Here is a 17,238-nt window from a genome sequence, read left to right on the forward strand (position 1 = left end):
TGGGTTCAGATGATCTGGGCCTCGAAGTCCCAGAAGGGCCGGGTACGGGCACGGGCCGAGACAGTGTGGACGTGCTGCGGACCGAGGGTGGCGACGAGGTCCGCCAGAGCCTCCTGTTCCAGCTTCTCCGCCTCCTGTCGGTCCCTCAGGCCACGGAGGTCGGCAGCGTGGGCGATCCGGGCCGAGAGGGTCAGCGGGTGCGTACGGCCAAGGACCTCTGCGGCCCGGGCAGCGGTGACCTTGCTCAACTCCGCAGCCGTCTCCGTGTCGCCGACGAGATTACGGAGGGCGGAGGCGTTGATGGCGCACCCCAGGGTCCACGGGTGGTTCTCGCCCACGGCCGCGGTCATGTCCGTCAGCGCCTGTTCGACGAGGACGTGGGCTTGGTCGCGCTCGCCCACGCTCCGCAGGATCAGCGCGTGGTTGGCACGCGCTCCAGCGACGAAGGGATGTCCTTCGGCGAGCATCACTTCGTAACGGGCGATGGTTGCCTCGCTGAGCTCGCGGGCCCGGTCGATGTCGCCGTGCTCGCGTGTGAAGCAGCTCTGGCTGGTGGCATACCGGAGGGTCTCCGGATCCGTCTCACCCAGAACGCGCTCAGACCGCTCCAACACGTCGGCGAAGAGTTTCCCCGCCACCTCACGGTCGCCCCTGCGGTAGTGGCAAAAGGCGAGGTTGTGCTGAGCTTTCAACGTGTAGGGGTTGTTCGCGCCCAGCACATGGAGCTGTTCCTCGACGTTCTTCGCCTGGATCGACTCCGCCTCGGTGTAGCGCCCCAGAAGGCGCAGGTCGATGGCGTAGGACATCTCCGAGTAGAAAGTCCATGGATGCCGAGGCTTCAGCAACAGGCGCCGCGCGTCGAGGGTTCGGCGATCGATGTCCAGAGCCTCTTCATAGCGGCCCAGCAGTACCAGCGTTACGGCAACGTTGTTCTGGGCGTTCAGGGTGCGGGAGTCCTGCTCGCCCAGGAGCTCCCGGTACGCCGCGAGGATCCACTGGGAGAGTTCGAGCGCCTCGTCGTAGCGGGCCAGACCACGCAGGTCGGCGCCAAGACCACCTGCCGCGCGGAGATGTTCCAGGTCCTGCGGTCCGCGCTCGTGCCGAAGGTGATCGACTGCGACGCGCTCAATGGCCTCCGTACGCGTGTAGTCGCCGACCGCGCGCAAGAGATTGGCGTAGTGGTAGGTGAGCTCCCAGATTCTGGGGTGTGTCTCCCCGAGCAGCGATCGCCAGGTCTCCAGGGCACGTTCGCCGAGTTTGATCCCAGCCTGGTACTCGCCCGAGAAGAACATGTAGCGAAGGCAGTTGAAAACCAGGCGCTGAATGGCCGGGTCCGTGCTGTTGAGGATGTCCGCGTACTTCAGATGCGGGACGATTTCCGCGTACACGGGCCACAGGTCCGGATCCGTCGGCCTGCGGGGGTCCGCTGCCGCCAATGACTGGCGTACCACCTCGATGAACTCCTCGCGGTCCTCGTCCGGCATGTCCTTGCCGACGATCTGGTGCACCATGCGGTGCAGATACAACGACTCGCCGGAGGCCGCCGCATCGTCGGAGGTCGTGTCGTGGGACTCCAGGCGGACCACAGAGTACTGGCGCAGCTGGTTGATCGCCTTGTTCCACAGGAGCGGGTCGTTGAGGAGTCCCGCGACCTGTTCGGGCAGCTCGTCGTGCGGCATCTCCTTGAGCAGGCGCACGGGGATGAATCCTGGCGCGAAGAACGTGCACAGGCGCAACAGGTCCACCGACTCCGGGACCGTCTCACGCAGCTTGTTCAGCAGTATCGACCACGCCGTCTGGAACGCGAGCGGGAAGTCCGCTGACACCTTGACCACGTCCTGGTCGATACCGCCCTCCAGGAGGGCGATGTAGTCCTCGACCGACAGGTCGGAGTCGTTCAGCCAGCCGGCCGTCTGGTCCAGCAGGAGCGGAAGATCCTCGAGGGCCTCGGCCAGCTGGTCGGCCTCGGCCTCGGTCAGCCGCGGTGCACGGCGGCGGATGAAGGCCACGGACTCGTAGCGCTCGTACACGGGCACCCCCAGCAGCTTGCTGTTGTGCTCGGTCCACTCCGGGTTCCGTGAAGTGATCAGGACATGCCCGGGGCCGGTCGGCACCAGGTCCCAGATCTGGTCCGGCTCGTCGGCCCCGTCCAGGACCAGCAGCCAGCGGGCGTACGGGTCGCCCCGGCGCAGCGAGTCGCGGACGGCGCGCAGGCGCTCACCGTATTCCTGCCCGGTCGTCAGCCCCAGTTTCGGAGCCAGTTCCGCGAGGACGCGGCGGTAGCTGACTCTCTTCTCGGCGTTGACCCACCACACCACGTCGTACTCGGAGCCGAACCGGTACACGTACTCGGCGGCCAACTGCGTCTTGCCGACGCCCGACATGCCGTGCAGCGCCACCACGCCCGCACCGGGCTCCGCGCCCTGGAGCAGGTGGTAGGCGTCGTTCAGCAGCGACTCCCGGCCGGTGAAGCGCGTGTTGCGGCGCGGAACACCGCCCCAGACCTCGGGCATGGCCGCGGGGAAGCGGGGGCCGCGCCGGGGGCCGTTCGTGGAGCCGGGCAGCGGAGCGGTCGGCAGGTCCAGCCGGTCCAGCATGCGGCGCTCGGCCTCGTCGGCACCCATGTTCGTCAGGTCGACGGCGGCGAGCGCGGCGGTGGCCGTGGGCACGGGGCTCGTGGTCACCGAGACGGCGGCGAAACGGGAGGGGTCGGGGCCCACAACCGCACGGAGCGCCGCGTTCCACTCGTCGTGGGTACGCGGACCCAGCTGGAAGTACCACTCGCTGACGACGATGAGGATGCGGCCCTCGGCGAGCTTCAGGTCGCGGAGGCAGTCCTCGAGGGCGATCTCGGCCGGGGAGTCCCAACGCAGATACACGACACGGAGACCACGACGCTCGAGTCGGTCACCGATCCAGGCCGCCCAGGCCCGGTTGAACCCGGCGAAGCTGATCGTGACCGTCTGCTTCCCGGCTCCCCTCTCGGTTGATCCAACCTGCGTGTGAGCTCCAGACATGCAGCGGCCTCCCCGTGCGTCATAGTAGAACCTGGGCGCGGCGCCGCATAGGCACGGACGGATATACGCCGTACTCGCGCTCCACGGTGGGCATCCCTTCCCGCAAGCGCAATGACCATCACCTCATCCGGCACGGTAATTCACGCTTGCGGCGCATCGGATTCCTGGCGTGCAACGCGTCCATGCCTCTGCAGCCACAGCGTGCGGGCCGCACTCACATAGGCTGCCGCGCGGGCCGTGTGACCACGAGGAGCGGGGCACTCGGCCATCCGTTCGTATCCCGCAACCATCTCGTCCACGAACTGACGCCCCCGTTGAGTGAGATCGGGTGAGGCGACCAGCGCAGGCAGCACCGCGCGCACCTGCTCCCGGTATCGCGCATGCAGACTCCAGGCCGTCTCCCTGTCGGCCTGTTCGGGGGCAGTGTGCGCGCAGCGCTGGAAGTAGTCAGCGAGCGCCAGATGCGAATAGGAACCCTGAAGAAGACCGTCGTAGGGGCGGGGATCGGGCCGCCATGGGGCGAAGTACCGCTCATCGGGACCAGCATGATGCAAAGGCATCATGTCGCTCACAGCAGCGAGTTTTGCGTGCTGAAGTTCGTGGACCAGAGTGGCGGCAAAGGTGGACGGTGTGGGCGGGATGCTGCTGAGCACGGTTCCGAACGCCTCACGCCTGGTGGCGCTGCAGCTTCCCGCGCTATGGCTCCCGGAGGGCGATACCGGTGGCTCAGCCAGCGGTACGAGGCAGCGCAGGAGAACGACAGCTTCCGTGACCCGTTGCGCTCCCCCGAGCCGCAAGGCCTCGGCCGTCCCTGCCCAGGCCTGCACCCATCGCTTGCGCTCCGCGTCGTCCAGCGTCGCCGGTCCGCTCAGCTCCTGGCGGCGCGGTCCGCCCCGCACCGCACGGTAGGGGTCGAGGTCATCCAGGGGCATGGGTTCAGCACCCGGCACCAGACCCGGCAACGCATACGCAGGTGTCCACGCAGGTGATCCCGACCAGGCGCCGACCCCGTCCTCCAGATGCACGACGATGTCGACAGCTCCTGATTGACGCATGATCAGACGCCTGTCCCGGCAGAGGACGTCTGCCACCGCGTCCCCGGACTGCACCGTGTACAACGCCCCCAGCGACGGCAGCGCAAGCACCCCGTCCCGCCCCCTCAGCCGCACGCTGAAGGAGATCCCGGCGCGAGCCGCGGCCACCGCGGCGACGGCGCTGAAGTGGGCCAGGTCCCGTGCGAGTTCCCGAGCACCCTCCTCCGTCGGCGGTCCCGGCTCCGTGTCCAGGCCGCGCAGGCAGCGCCTGGCCCAGGGGCCGATCAGCGGATGCAGGAGCCGGTCGCGGGCGGGCGAGCGGCGGGGGACGGACACGCCGTGCGGGAGGCTCACGGGTCCCGGGGCAGGCACCGACCCTGCCTCTTCCGGCGCCGGTCCGTAGCCCCCCGGCGGCTCCGTCCGGTCCGCCTCCACCAGCAACGCCCAGTCCTCCCGCATGCGTGCTCGCGCCCGGGGCGGACACACCGCGTCGTCCGCCCCCTCCACCGCGTCGAGCACCGCTCGCACCATCAGCAGTCGCCGGGTGTCCTGGTCGCGCACCAGGAGTGCGAGGGTGTCGGGGCCGCCCTCGGTGCGGCCGAGTTCGGTGAGCGCACGGTCGGGGATCGCCGGAAGTATCACGGGGTGCTCCCTTCGCAGGAGACGGCGGGGACGGACGCCCGGGGTGCCCGTGTCGCGCCGTCTGCGAGCCGCTTCGCCACATGGCGGATGAAACGCTGCAGGTCGGCGCAGTACACGGACGGGTTGGCGAAGCCGTTTCCGGCTCGATAGCGGTGGGCGTAGTGGCCGCCGCCGCAGACGGTGAGCAGGGGGCACGCCCGGCATTGGGCCGCCAGCGGGGCCGCGCCCGACTGCCGGGCCGCCACGCCGGGATGGCCCAGCGCGTCGTCGAAGCCGTGCCGGAAGACGTCCAGGCCCGTCTCCGCCGCGCCCTCGTACGCGGATTTCAGCGAGTCCACCTGTTCGATGGACCCGTCCGTCTCGACCACCACCGCGTCGAAGGGCGACAGGCCGAGCGACTCCGTTGCGGCCGGCAGGCCCATGAGCAGCGCCAGGCACGCCTCGAAGAGGCGCACCCGGGTCTCCCGCCGCGCGGCGTCCCACCATCGGTCGAACACGGCACACAGCCAGTCGCCATAGGGTGTGCCCGCGCCGTCCAGGTGCGGCGGCGGGGCCGACCAGTTCCCGTGCGGCAGGAGAAGGTCCAGGGCCGGCGGGCGCAGGGCGAGCAGGGATTCGTACGTCTCCAGCGGGTCCAGCGCGGGGTCCACCACCGTGAGGATTCCGGCGTACGACTCGGGGAACCGGTCAGCGACCAGGCGCGCCCCGCGTGATGCGGCCGGCCACGACGGGCGGCCCGAGTGGTCGACCCGTCGCGCGTTGTGGGCCGCGAGGCCACCGTCGAGGCTGATGCCGATGCGGATGCCGTGCTGGGACAGGGTGGCGACGCGGCGCTCGGTGAGGAGCGTGGCGTTGGTCTGGACGACCGGGTGGACGGCACAGGCGGCCGGGACGCGGTCGCGGACGAGGTCGGTGAAGCGCGCGAGCGCCTCAGCGCCGGCGAGCAAGGGTTCGCCCCCGTGCAGGACCAGCGATATCGCAGCCAGATCGTGGACGCGGGCGTGCTCCGCGATGCGGTGTGCGGTGCGGTCCAGGACCTCCGCCGACGCGGCGGCCGGCCGGTCGCGCCAGGTGTGGTCGGGGCCCTCGTACAGATAGCAGTACTTGCAGGCCAGATTGCACCGGCCGTTGACCTTCACTATGAACTGCCGAAAGGGTTGGCGCCCTTCACCGGCGACACTCGGAGATCCGGGTTCCTCCGGGATGTGCTCGGGAGCGGCGTTCGGCGACACTCCAGCACCCCCATGCCGTACGGCTCGTGCTGTGGCGGTTCGCCCCTCCGCGGCACGGCCCCCTACCCGTACAGGGGCTATGCCTACCCACGGGCTGGCGCAAACGCACTACGTTCGAAAGTGACTGATTGGGCAATACATTCGACCGAAAGTGATGCGTCGCAGCGCCAGTCGGACCGTTCCCGATGGCGCCTCGGCCTCCGCTCCTCTCAGAAGGAGTTGTTGAAGCCCCACAGCATCTCGCTCGGCTGCGCCGCCCGCTCCCGCAACTCCTCCAGCACCTCGCTCAGCACCGGATGCCGAAGCGTCCTCAGCTCGTCCAGGTCGAGCCCGAGCAGATCCGGAAGCGGCTCCTGCGTGACCGTCGAGCCCGCTCCCTCATCCAGCGCCCCGGAAGACGCTTCCTCGCGTATGTCCATCGTCTGTTCCTCTCCCCTCGCCGCGCTCACTCCAGCTCAGCCAGTCGCTGGGCCGTCTGACGTGCCGTCGGCTCGCCCGTGCCCACGTGGTCCTCCGGCAGCCTCGACCACTCCGTACGGGCGGCTCGGTATGCCTCGCGGGCCGCGCGCGGACGGGCCGCCGCCTCGTAGGACATACCCCGCCAGTGGCGTGCCTGCGCGCCGAGTTCCACGGCTTCCCGGCGTCGGCGGTCCGTCTCCGCCCTCTCCTCCGCATCGCGGGCCGACTCGGCGGCTGCCCGGAACGCGTCGACCGCCTCGTCCAGGCGCGCAGGGCGGCCGAGACTCTGGTACGCCTCGAACTGCACCTGGCCGACCTCCAGCCAGCAGCGGGCGGCCAGCAGCGGTTCGTTCGCCTCCACCGCCGCGAGCCCGAAGAGGTGTTCGGCCTCACGCAGATCGACCCGGTCGCCCCTGGCGCGGTAGCGGAGCATCAGTGCCTTGCCCAGCAGCAGCAGGCGGTGCCCGAGGTGCGGGCTGCCCGTAGGGGTCTCCGTGCGGCAGTCCCGCAGCACCCTGATCGCCCGGGACAGCGGCTCGGACGAGCGGCGGCCGGTGTCCAGCCCGGCCCGGCGCAGCAGCACCTCGCCCCACTCGGCCAGCACATCGGCGTGCGCGGGCGCGTCCCGCGACATGCGCTGCGCCGCCTGCTCGAAGCAGTCCGCGGCCTGCACGAGTTCGCGCGGATCCCCCGTCTCGCCGTGGCGGGCCGCCCTGATGCGTCCGGCGCGCACCAGAAGGGCGGCGCGCAGGCCTTGGTCCCTGGTGAGGCTCAGCGCCTCGTCCACGCGCGCCTGCGCGTCGTCCAGGGCTCCGCCGGACCTCAGCAGGGCATCGACCAGGTCGAGGAGGATGCGGACCCGCTCCCGGGGGCGCTCCCCGTGGGTCCCGCCGTCCGCCTCGGGAACGGTCTCCAGGGCGTTGCGCAGCGACTGCGCACCCTGTTCGGCATAGCGGCGGGCCTGCTCGGGATCGAGGGTGGCGTCCGACAGGCGCAGCAGGACCCGGCCGTGGGCGAGGGGCAGTTCGGGCGGCCTTCGGCTGAGGTCCGGCCAGGCGTCGGCGAACGCCTCCAGCATGCCGACGGCGCCCTGCAGAAGCGCACTGTCGCCACCGAGACTCCACTGCGCCTCCAGTGCGCCCACGCGCTCCAGCGTGAGCCTCAGCGCCTCGTCCTCGTTCAGTTCCGGGGCCGCGCAGGCCACCGCGTACTCGCGGTCCGCCCTGCGCAGCAGTTCGAGCGCGCCCCGCTCGTCGCCGCGTCGCCTGCGGTCGGTGGCGGCGGCGCGCAGCACCCGCGCGAGTACGGCCCGTTCGCGCAGGGCACGGGGGTGGGCCACGGCGCGGTCCGCGGCCGTCTCCGCCTCCCGCAGCAAGTCCGCGCCGCCCAGCACCTCCCACAACCGCAGGACGCAGTGCGCGTACTCGGCCCACAGCTCGGGGTCGGTGCCGATGGCCCGCTCGTGCTCCGTGGCGCCCCGCAGCAGCTGGACGGCGTCGATCAGGTCCTGGACCATGCCTTCCTGGTCGAACTGCTCGACCAGTGCACGGGCCCGTACGACGGCCTGGTGTGTCGGGCGCTCCGTGGCCGGCCCCGGGCGGCCCCGGCTGCCGTAGAGCGCCAGTTGCTCCGGCAGGGGCATGAAGCGCTCCAGCACGCGGGCGGCCACCTCCGCGAAGGGCTGGGGGACGAGGGTCGCGCCGCCGTTGTCGCCGTTCTCCTCCGGGTAGGGGGCGCCGGGCGCGTACGGGCGCCCCGAACCGCCGTTGCCCAGTTGCGCGAGGGCGAGGGCGGGGAAGTTGGGACCGCCCCTTCCGAAGCGCTGTTCGATGTACTCCGAGCAGTGCTTGAGCACCAGCATGGCCTCGTCCCGGCCGAGCGGTGGCAGCAGGGACTCCTGGACGCCGGGGGCGAACTCGTACCACTGGACGCCGTCGGCGCCGTGGTCCTCCTTGGCACGTGAGAGCAGGCCGCTGAGCATGACCTCGGCCAGTTCGGACGGCCCGGAGCCGGGAAGCATGGTCCGCTGCACCAACTGCATCACCGGCAGGCACAGCGGGGCCGCGGCGAGATAGACGGCCAGCCGGCCCGCGGCCGGGGATGCGGTGGAGCGGAAGCGGCTGACCAGTTCCAGCGCGGACGGACGGCGGCCTGGGCGTGCCGCCGGGGCAGACGGCTGGTCGGCGTGTACCCAGCCCACGGCGCCGGCCACCGGTCCGGCGCCCGCACCGGACAGCAGCCGCGCCCACGCCCCCAGGGCCACCGGCTCGGGCGGCAGCACCGGAACCGGGAGCGCACCGCGCCGGGTATCAGGGGACGGCCCGGCCGGAGTGCGCACTCGGAGCGCGGCGGCGCCGCCCAGCGTCTCTCCCCGGGTCAGTTCCCCATAGGTGACGGGAAGCCGGGTGCGGTTCCACATGCGCTGCGGAAGCGGCTGGAGTACGGCGGCGGGGGCCTGGCGGGCCAGGTGGTGCAGCAGACGGTGCGCACGGCCGCTGCGCCAGAGCGGACCCGCGCAGTCGCTGACCAGGAGGGTGATACGGCGTCCGGTCGGGTCGCTGAGCCGGTCGGCGGAGTGCAGCGGTGCGGCGTCCGGTTCGGGACTGAAGCTGACTCCGGACTCGCCGTCCGGACCCTCGTGCAGATAGCTGACCTGGATGTCCCAGAAGGCACCCAACTGGGCGAAGACCTGCTTCAGTTCGGCGAACATCTGGTCCCACACCCGCATCGACGACGATGCGTCCATCACCAGCTGAAGCCGTGCGTCGGCCCGGGTCACCGCCCGGAAGACGGGCAGCACCAGGCCGCCCGCTCGGGCGCTCCGCTCCGCCGTCGCCGTCTCGTCGAGCACCGACCTCAGCGGTGGCGCTGCGCTCCTGTACCCCTGCAACGGCCGTAATGCGCGCTGGAGTTCAAGCGGGGCGGGGAAGGCGGGGGCGACGGGCACACCGACGGGCAGCGCGGTGGCCCGTCCCTGCCCCCGGAACCGTTCCCCGCCTTGCTGGGGCACCGGATACAGCGCGATGCGCCGGTCGCCTTCCGGCTCGTGCGGCAACGGCTCGGGCGGGAGCGGGTCGGCCTGGCGCAGGTCCGCGGCTGGGAGGCCCCCCGACGGTTGTTCGCCGGGCCGAACGGCGGGTACGGCCGGCTGCTCCGGCGCCGCGTCCCCGGAATGCGCCGGACGCGTCCAGCGGGCCAGCCAGAGGGCGTCGCACAGCTGCTCGCCATCGGGATCGAGCCCGATCTCCCGCAGCACGGCCACGAGTTCGGTGATCGGGTCGGCCGGAGGTACGACGGGGCGTCCGGCGCCGGGTCCTTCGCCGGGGCGGACAGGACCGTGGCGCGCCGCTGCGTCGGGCATCACTCTCACCTCGGCCGGTCGAGTCGCTGGATGAGCAGGTCGGCCAGGCGTTCACGGCTCGGCGGAGCGGCCGCGTCGGTGAGGTAGATGGCGTTCAGCAGCTGGTCGGCCGCGAGGAGTTCGCTGCGCGAACGCTCGAGGAAATGGCTGATCAGGTCGTCGCCCGAACGGGCCGCCTCGTCGCCCAGGTGCGCGCGGACGAAGGTGGCGAGCCTCGTGTGGTCGGGCCGGCCGAGCTGCAGGTGGATGCAGCGGCGCATCAGCGGAGCCGGGAAGTCGCGCTCCCCGTTGCTCGTCAGGACGACGAAGGGGAAGGCGCGGCAGCGGACCCTGCCGTCACGCACGCGCACCTTCGTGCCGTCGGCGGTGAGCACCTCGGCCTCGCCGTCGGGCAACCGGTCGGCGATGCGCTCCAGTTCGGGGATGGCGAACTCGCCTTCCTCCAGGACGTTGAGCAGGTCGTTGGGCAGGTCGATGTCGCTCTTGTCCAGCTCGTCGATGAGCAGCACGCGCGGGACGTCGGACGGCAGCAGGGCGGTGCCGAGGGCCCCGAGGCGGATGTAGCTGCCGATGCTCTCCGCCGATCCGGGGGAACCGGCCGCGGTCCCGAATCCTCCCTGCGCCGCGATCTGCACATCCTGCAGCCGGGCGATGGCGTCGTAGTGGTAGAGGCCGTCCTGGAGCGTGGAGCGGCTGACGATGGACCAGCGCAGGACGTTGCCGAGACCCAGTTCGTAGGCGACGGAGTGCGCGAGGGTGCTCTTGCCCGCCCCGGGGCTGCCGGTGACGAGGAGGGGACGGCGCAGATAGAGCGCCGCGTTGATCATCTCCAGTTCCTCGGCGCCGGGCCGGTGCAGTTCGGCGAGGTGCCGGTACGCACCGAGCCTGCGGTCCTCGGACCCGTCGCCGTCGACGCCCGCGGCCGCCGCCTCCCGGCCCCTGAAGTCTCGCCACGGCGGAGGGTCGGGCAGCCGTTCGATCCCGTCGTGGGGTTCCCCGGCGCCTCGGTAGATGAGCCACTCACTGGATTCGGTCATGATCCGGTCCTCGTCGTCACTCGTCCGCCATGGCCGCCGAACGTCCTTCACCGTATCCATCCACAGGAAGCCTGGTAAGAGCGCGGTACTGCCTTCGGGGCGATCGCTTCACGGTGCCTCCAGCAGGTCGTCGCTCCCCGGCAGCGGCCGGTGCGGGTCGTCGTAGAACAGGGCGATGCCGTCGGCCCAGTACGTCTCCGTCCGGCCGGCCCGGAGCCCCGCCCGCAACGTGTGGACCAGCTCCGGAAGCCGTTCGGCGCCGCCCGCCCCGGCGACCGTGTCGCCCGCCCGGCGGTGGAACTCCCCGCACACCGCGTCCCGTCGGCCGCGCCAGCGGCGCCACAGCGCGACGCCGAAGCCGCCGTGCACGATCCGCGTGAGCGCTACCGTGTCGTCCTCGAACCGCTGATCGCCGTAGCGGCACAGGATCGGGATCGCGCCGTGCGGCAGGCCCCGCAGCCGGTTCAGTGGCGGTACGGGTATCCGCAATCCGTCGTCGCAGTCCAGGACTTCGGGCCGGGCATCGTGCGAATGGACCCAGTGCCAACGGGCCTCCCGCTCCCGCTGTTCCTCGTCGTCGGCGAGCGGGTCCTTCTCGTACGGTACGAACTCCGCCCCGTCGGGCAACTGGTCACGGTCGGCCGAGCGCACCACGACAGGGCGTTCGGCGCCGAGCGGAGTGCCGTCCGGACCCAACTGCCAGGTGTCGACCGGCAGTCCGAGCAGCGTCTGGGGCAGCGCGACCTGCAGCAGGGCGGGCCGACCGGGCCGGTCGCAGTGACGGAAGGCTTCCGCGAGGGGGCCGACGAGCGGTCCTGGCAGCGCGTCCAGCGGCAGCCGCTCGGCCTCTTCGAGGCGGACGACCTCGCCGTCGGGCCGGGCCACCGAGATCCGCCAGTCGCAGCGGTCCGGCTCCCAGCCCCGCTGGACGAGTTCGAGCAGTGCGCACGGGCGTGGCGCGCGATCGGCCGTGTGCGCCTCGATCCGCTCCCCGCGCGCGGGGTCGTGAACCAAGGACCCTTCGAGTCCGGGCGCAAGGTCGTTCGAGGGCGCGAACACTGTGGGCCCGGTCGACGCCGCCGGTGTTCCGTAGGGGGTGGCAGGGACGAGGTCCAGCGGATCGCGCCTTCCGCGCTGCGGGGGCAGCGGGGCGGACCCCGGGCTGTGCCGTGGCCGGAGGAGATCGATCCGCCGCTGCGCCAGAATGTGCCGGTACCGCGTGCCGAGGCCCTCCGCGCTCTGCCGCAGCCACTCCCACAGGGCCTGTTCCGCGTCCCGGGTGCCGGGCGTCTCGAAGGGCCGGTCGGCGGACATGACCCGCATCGCGTAGTCGATCACGAGTTCCAGTGCGCCGTCCTCACGGGCGCTCTCGTACAGTGCGCCGAGGCCGTCGCGCCAGCCGCGCGGGGCCGGCTGGGGGATCGCGGCCGCCAGACCCGGGAGCGATTCGAGGATGTCCAGCAGGCCGCGGGTGCTGGCCGGGGGCGGCAGGTCCGCGAGGCGGCCCAGTAGCTGGATCCGCTCGTCGGGACTGAGTGCCCGGCCGGGTCGTGCGCCGAGCTGGCCTTGCACATCGGCCCAGGTGGGACGCTCGGAGTCGGGGTGCCGCTGCCGGTCCCGGTGGTAGCGGTCGTGGGCGTGGAAGACGGCCTGGTACAGATCGCAGTGCTCGGTGCGGATCCCGTCCCGGGGCACGGACAGCGCCCGTAACTGCTCGATCCCCGTGGACGTACCCCCGCTGCCGTGGTCCGAGCGGGACTTCAGGACGCCGATGACCTCGCCTCGCAGCGGGTCGATGACGGGACCTCCCGAGACACCCGGCGGAAGGTCGTTGTGGCCGAGGCGCATCTGCACGCCCGAGGACCAGCCTCCCAGGGTGCCCTGCACCGAGAGGGGTCCGTCCATGACCTGCAGTTGGCCGCCCAGCACGGTCCAGCCCGCGTAGAACACCCTGCCTTCGCCGTAATACGCGGCGGGCCGCTCGGAGACGTAGACGCAGTCGTGGTCGACGGGCTCGCGGAGCCGGACGAGCGCGAGGTCCGGGGCGGGCCAGTTGCCGCGCACGGCCCCCGCCAGGCGCTCCGGGACCGTGGCCGCGACGGCGCCGGGCACGACGGAGCTACCGCGCCCCGGACCGTTCTCGTAGACCACGGCGACCTCGTCCCCCTCCCCGCCCAGTGCCACGTGCGCGCAGGTCAGAACCCAGTTCGGCGCGACGAAGAACCCGCTGCCGAGGAATGTTCCCGGCTGGTCGAGGGCATACCCGACCCCCGGGCGATGGATGCGCACGGTCGCGGCCATGACGAGTTCACGCAGCGCACGATGGGCCGCGTCGAGGCCGCTCGATGCGCCCCGGGCGTGCCCGTCCGTCATGCCCCGCTCCCGCCGCCGGCCGCATCGGCGCCGCCGTGCCCCCGAACGCCGGGGGACGCGCCCGCGTCCGGGACGCCGGCCGCGGGGGACGGCGTGGTCCCCGGCGTGTTATCGCCCGTACCGGCGGTGGCGTCGAGCGTGCCTGGCGTGCCGTCCAGCGTGCCGGGCGGTGGCGGGCCGCCGTTCCAGGTCAGGGTGACCGTGATGCCCGCCTTGGCCTCGCCGTCCGCCAGCAGTCCGACCACCTTGCCCGCCTTCGCGGTCAGCTCGATCCCGAACTCGACGCTGACCTCGTCGGGCCGTACCGCGCGCAGCGGTCCGGCCAGCGAACGCGCAACGCCGGTGATCACGGAGTGGAGGCTCTCGACCTGTGCCTCCACCCGGTCGGCGAAACCGGTGTCCGTGTACGACAACTCCCCGGACGGCACCGCGAGCTCCTCGGCCCCGGATATCCGGGCCCACACAGGTGTTCCGTCCGGCATCTCGATGCGCGCTATCCGCGTCGACCCGTCCGCCATGGCATCCCCCGCTCCCCCGTGATCCCGTCTGCCGCTGCGCAGGCTAGCGACACGGCGGACGTGACGCGAGAGCACAGCCGACCCGCGGGACCACCGCGCTCCCGCCTATCCTTTTCTTGTCCTCTCCTACCCCCTCAGCGAACCTCCGGAGCACCACCGATGTACTTCACCGACCGCGGTATAGAAGAGCTGGAGAAGCGGCGCGGCGAGGAAGAGATCACCTTCGAGTGGCTCGCCGAGCAGCTGCGTACGTTCGTCGATCTCAATCCGGACTTCGAGGTGCCGGTGGAGCGCCTGGCGACCTGGCTGGCCCGGCTGGACGACGAGGACGACGACGAGTAGCACCTGCGCCGCCCGCCCCGGCACTGCCGAAGCGGCGCCGGGGCGGTGTTCTGCGTGCGCGGGGCCGCCTCCTGCGGGCGTCCGACACGGTCGCGAGCGGTGGCGGAGCGGCCTCCTGCGACGTCGGGCAGGGTCGCGAGCGGTGGCGGGCGGCGCCCGTCGGCGCGTCGTCTCGTGCTTGCCGGGCGGGGTGCCGTACGCGAGCCGTCGGGAACCGGCCAGCGTGGGCGCGGTCAGTTTGTTGAGTTTGTCCGGGTTGCTCGATCGTCCGGCTTGCGCACCCCCCGCGTGGCTCACCCCCCGCGTGGCTCGGGATCCGTCCGGCTGCCCAGCGCGCTCCTCGCGTGACCAGTCCGTCCAGCGCTTCCAGGTGACCTGCCCGTCCGAACGTGCGGGCGCGTGATCACCGGCCGCCGCACGGGAGCCAGGTGCCGAGGCGGCGAGGCGGCGAGGCGGCGAGGCGGCGGTGGCCCGATTGGCCCGGCGGAACGACGGTGCACGGGGGCGGCGTTGATAGCGCCTCAGCATTCTCCTGTGCCTCGCGCGCCCCGGGGCGTTCCGCCGGTACACCACCTTCGGCACACCGTCTTCGGCGCGCCACTTTCAGGGCGTTTCGACCTCTTCCTCCCGTACACTCCCTCGTCGCCGGCGCGCGTCGCCACCCCATCCGCACGTTCCCCGAATGAGCGCCTTGACTTTCCCCGGCCGCGATATATCGTGAATTGCCAGAAGACGCGATATGGCGCGTCGGGAGCCCCGTCCGCGGAGCCGTCCGGCGTCGTCGCGCATGTCCGCGCCGCCGTCCCCCGCGGATGCCTGTCCGCCCCGGCCGAGGAGGTCAGCACCATGTCAGAGTGGTCCGTCGCAGAGCCGAGGAAGCTCACTTTCGACGCCCCGGTGACGGCACTCCATGTGCGCATCGTCAACGGAACGGTGAACGTGGTGGGCACCGACGAGGGTTCCGCGCGGCTGGAGGTCTCGGAGATCGAGGGGCCGCCGCTCGTGGTGACGCACAAGGACGGCGCCCTCACCGTGGCGTACGAGGACCTCCCCTGGAAGGGCTTCCTCAAGTGGCTCGACTCCAAGGGCTGGCGCCGCAGCGCGGTGGTCTCCCTGGCGGTCCCTGCGTCCACCCGTGTGGAGGTGGGCGTGGTCGGGGCCAACGCCATGGTCTCCGGGATCGCCGGCGGCTCCGATGTGAAGGGCGTGACGGGCGACACGACACTCGTCGGCGTCTCCGGACCGGTCCGCGCCACGACGGTGTCCGGGAGCGTCGAGGCCCAGGGCGTCAGCGGGGAGTTGCGGCTCAACTCCGTCTCCGGCGATCTGACGGTCATCGAAGGGACCTGCCCCGTCGTGAAGGCCGACTCCGTGAGCGGCTCGATCATCCTCGACCTCAATCCCACGAGCGGCCCCACCGACGCCCGTCTGACGAACGTCTCGGGCGAGATCGCCATCCGCCTCCCCCACCCCGCGGACGCCGAGGTCGAGGCGAACACGGCGAGCGGCGCGGTGTCCAGCGCCTTCGACGACCTGCGGGTGAGCGGCCAGTGGGGCGCCAAGAAGATCACGGGCCGCCTGGGCGGGGGCACCGGCCGTCTGAAGGCCACCACGGTCTCCGGCTCCATCGCTCTGCTCCGCCGGCCGCCCGCGGAGGACGAGCCCTGGGACGCGCCACCCGCGGACCACTCCGCAGGCGGCGACACCACCGCCTGGTCAGATCGTTCCTCCAACGGCACGACCGCCGGTCCGACCGAGCAGAAGGGGCTCTGACATGCCTCCCGTCTTCGCCCATGGACGACTGCGCCTCTACCTGCTGAAGCTGCTCGACGAGGCGCCTCGCCACGGCTACGAGGTGATACGGCTCCTGGAGGAGCGCTTCCAGGGCCTGTACGCGCCGTCCGCCGGCACCGTCTACCCGAGGCTGGCCAAGCTGGAGGCCGAGGGCCTGGTGACGCACACCACCGAGGGCGGCCGCAAGGTCTACGCGATCACGGACGCGGGCCGCGCCGAACTGTCCGAGCGCAGCGCCGAACTGGCCGATCTGGAGCTGGAGATCCGGGAGTCCGTCGCGGAGCTGGCCGCCGAGATCCGCGCCGACGTCCGGGGGGCCGCAGGGGACCTGCGCCGCGAGATGCGGGCAGCGGTCTCCGAGGCCCAGCGGGGCACCAAGGGCCACGGGGGTGCGTACGGGGGGCACACCGACCAGTCCGAGAAGGAGGCGTGGCGCGTCGCCAAGGAGGAGATGCGCCGCGTCAAGCAGGAGTGGAAGGACCAGGCGCGGCGCGCCAAGGACGAGAGCCGGCGGGCCCGCGAGGAGGCCGAGCGCGCCCGCCACCAGGCCAGGGAAGCCCAGGAGCGGGCGCGCGCCCAGGCGCAGGAGGATATGCAGCGCATAGCCCGCCGGGTGCAGGAGCAGGTGCAGGACCACTTCGCGCGCGGCGACTGGCCGACCGGCGTCCGGGAGGGCATCACCGAACTGGCCAAGGAGTTCGGTGAGTTCGGGAAGGAGTACGGCTTCGGACGCGCCGGAGCCACCGGCACGCCGAAGGCCCCGGATGCCCCGGATGCCCCGGATGCCCCGGATGCCCCGAAGTACTCGACGACCTCCGAGGACTTCCCCGGAGCGTACGAACCCTCCTGGGCGCACGAGGACTTCTCGGGCGACCCTGCCCGTGCCCTCGACCGGCTCCTGGACCGCTTCCGCGACGACATCCGGGACGCGGCCCGCGACCACGGGGTGACGGAGGACCAGCTCCGCGAGGCCCGCCACCATCTGTCGACGGCTGCGGCCCATATCGGGGCGACGTTGCGGTCAGGGAAGAGCTGACACCCGGATCACGGGGCCGGATCGCGGGCGCGGCGCCGCCTGCGCTGCCACGGGATGCCCCTTCCCGGCTGCTCAGGTTGACCGACCAGGAAGGGCAGAACAGGAAGGGCAGAAGCTGCAGCAGATCGTGCGCCGGGGCAGCACCAGTTCGGTGCGGTACCGGCGCGATGATGCTGCTCGCTTCGGTCGGCGGCAACAGGGTGCCCGTAATCACAAGGCTGGAGCAGGCCGACGAGGACACCGTCCGTGACGTGATCCATCGGTTCAACGAGATCGGCCTGACCTGCCCGGACCCTCGGACCTCCGCGAGTTCAGGGAAACTGAAGGGTCCTCAGGAGGAACCCGAGGGTCCGTTGTCATGCTTCTCGGCGATGGACCCTCGGGTTCGGTGCT

General features: G+C 71.7%; 11 protein-coding genes and 1 pseudogene. 4 read left to right on the top strand and 8 right to left on the bottom strand.

Annotated elements, in window-relative coordinates:
• Positions 1-5: 5 nt before the first annotated feature.
• The 8 genes from fxsT to ACWDA7_RS21360 all read right to left on the bottom strand — a co-directional run bounded on the left by fxsT (position 6) and on the right by ACWDA7_RS21360 (position 13,673).
• Positions 6-3,017, bottom strand: a complete 3,012-nt coding sequence (fxsT, locus tag ACWDA7_RS21325; protein WP_450605812.1) for an FxSxx-COOH system tetratricopeptide repeat protein — start codon at positions 3,015-3,017, stop codon at positions 6-8.
• Between the two features lie 140 nt (positions 3,018-3,157).
• The gene (locus ACWDA7_RS21330) at positions 3,158-4,690 is read right to left on the bottom strand and encodes an aKG-HExxH-type peptide beta-hydroxylase (RefSeq protein ID WP_450605821.1); all 1,533 of its coding nucleotides are present in this window, start codon (positions 4,688-4,690) and stop codon (positions 3,158-3,160) included.
• Positions 4,690-5,898 (bottom strand): FxsB family cyclophane-forming radical SAM/SPASM peptide maturase, encoded by a 1,209-nt coding sequence (locus ACWDA7_RS21335; RefSeq protein WP_450605822.1) that lies wholly within the window; start codon positions 5,896-5,898, stop codon positions 4,690-4,692. The genes ACWDA7_RS21330 and ACWDA7_RS21335 overlap by 1 nt, the downstream gene beginning before the upstream one ends.
• 236 nt (positions 5,899-6,134) lie before the next feature.
• Complete coding sequence (fxsA, locus tag ACWDA7_RS21340; protein WP_450605813.1) at positions 6,135-6,344, bottom strand: FxSxx-COOH cyclophane-containing RiPP peptide; 210 nt, start codon at positions 6,342-6,344, stop codon at positions 6,135-6,137.
• Positions 6,345-6,370: 26 nt separating this feature from the next.
• On the bottom strand, positions 6,371-9,745 hold the full coding sequence (locus ACWDA7_RS21345) for an SAV_2336 N-terminal domain-related protein (RefSeq protein WP_450605814.1): 3,375 nt from the start codon (positions 9,743-9,745) through the stop codon (positions 6,371-6,373).
• Positions 9,746-9,750: 5 nt separating this feature from the next.
• Positions 9,751-10,782, bottom strand: coding sequence for an AAA family ATPase (locus tag ACWDA7_RS21350; protein WP_450605815.1), 1,032 nt, complete (start codon positions 10,780-10,782; stop codon positions 9,751-9,753).
• Between the two features lie 108 nt (positions 10,783-10,890).
• Positions 10,891-13,155 (bottom strand): VMAP-C domain-containing protein, encoded by a 2,265-nt coding sequence (locus ACWDA7_RS21355; RefSeq protein ID WP_450605816.1) that lies wholly within the window; start codon positions 13,153-13,155, stop codon positions 10,891-10,893.
• Complete coding sequence (locus ACWDA7_RS21360) at positions 13,152-13,673, bottom strand: CU044_2847 family protein (RefSeq protein WP_450605817.1); 522 nt, start codon at positions 13,671-13,673, stop codon at positions 13,152-13,154. Before ACWDA7_RS21360 ends, ACWDA7_RS21355 begins: the two co-directional genes overlap by 4 nt.
• A gap of 159 nt (positions 13,674-13,832) precedes the next feature.
• Between ACWDA7_RS21360 and ACWDA7_RS21365 the strand changes: the two genes are divergently transcribed.
• From ACWDA7_RS21365 to ACWDA7_RS21380, 4 genes and pseudogenes are all read left to right on the top strand, one after another.
• Positions 13,833-14,015, top strand: coding sequence for a DUF6104 family protein (locus tag ACWDA7_RS21365; RefSeq protein WP_128381182.1), 183 nt, complete (start codon positions 13,833-13,835; stop codon positions 14,013-14,015).
• Between the two features lie 846 nt (positions 14,016-14,861).
• Entirely contained in the window at positions 14,862-15,788 is a 927-nt protein-coding gene (locus tag ACWDA7_RS21370; protein ID WP_450605818.1) for a DUF4097 family beta strand repeat-containing protein, read from the top strand.
• Position 15,789: 1 nt separating this feature from the next.
• The gene (locus ACWDA7_RS21375; RefSeq protein WP_450605819.1) at positions 15,790-16,845 is read left to right on the top strand and encodes a PadR family transcriptional regulator; all 1,056 of its coding nucleotides are present in this window, start codon (positions 15,790-15,792) and stop codon (positions 16,843-16,845) included.
• Positions 16,846-16,960: 115 nt separating this feature from the next.
• Positions 16,961-17,238: pseudogene (locus ACWDA7_RS21380) on the top strand (helix-turn-helix domain-containing protein); the annotation flags it as partial.

This window comes from Streptomyces sp. NPDC001156 (assembly GCF_053598275.1).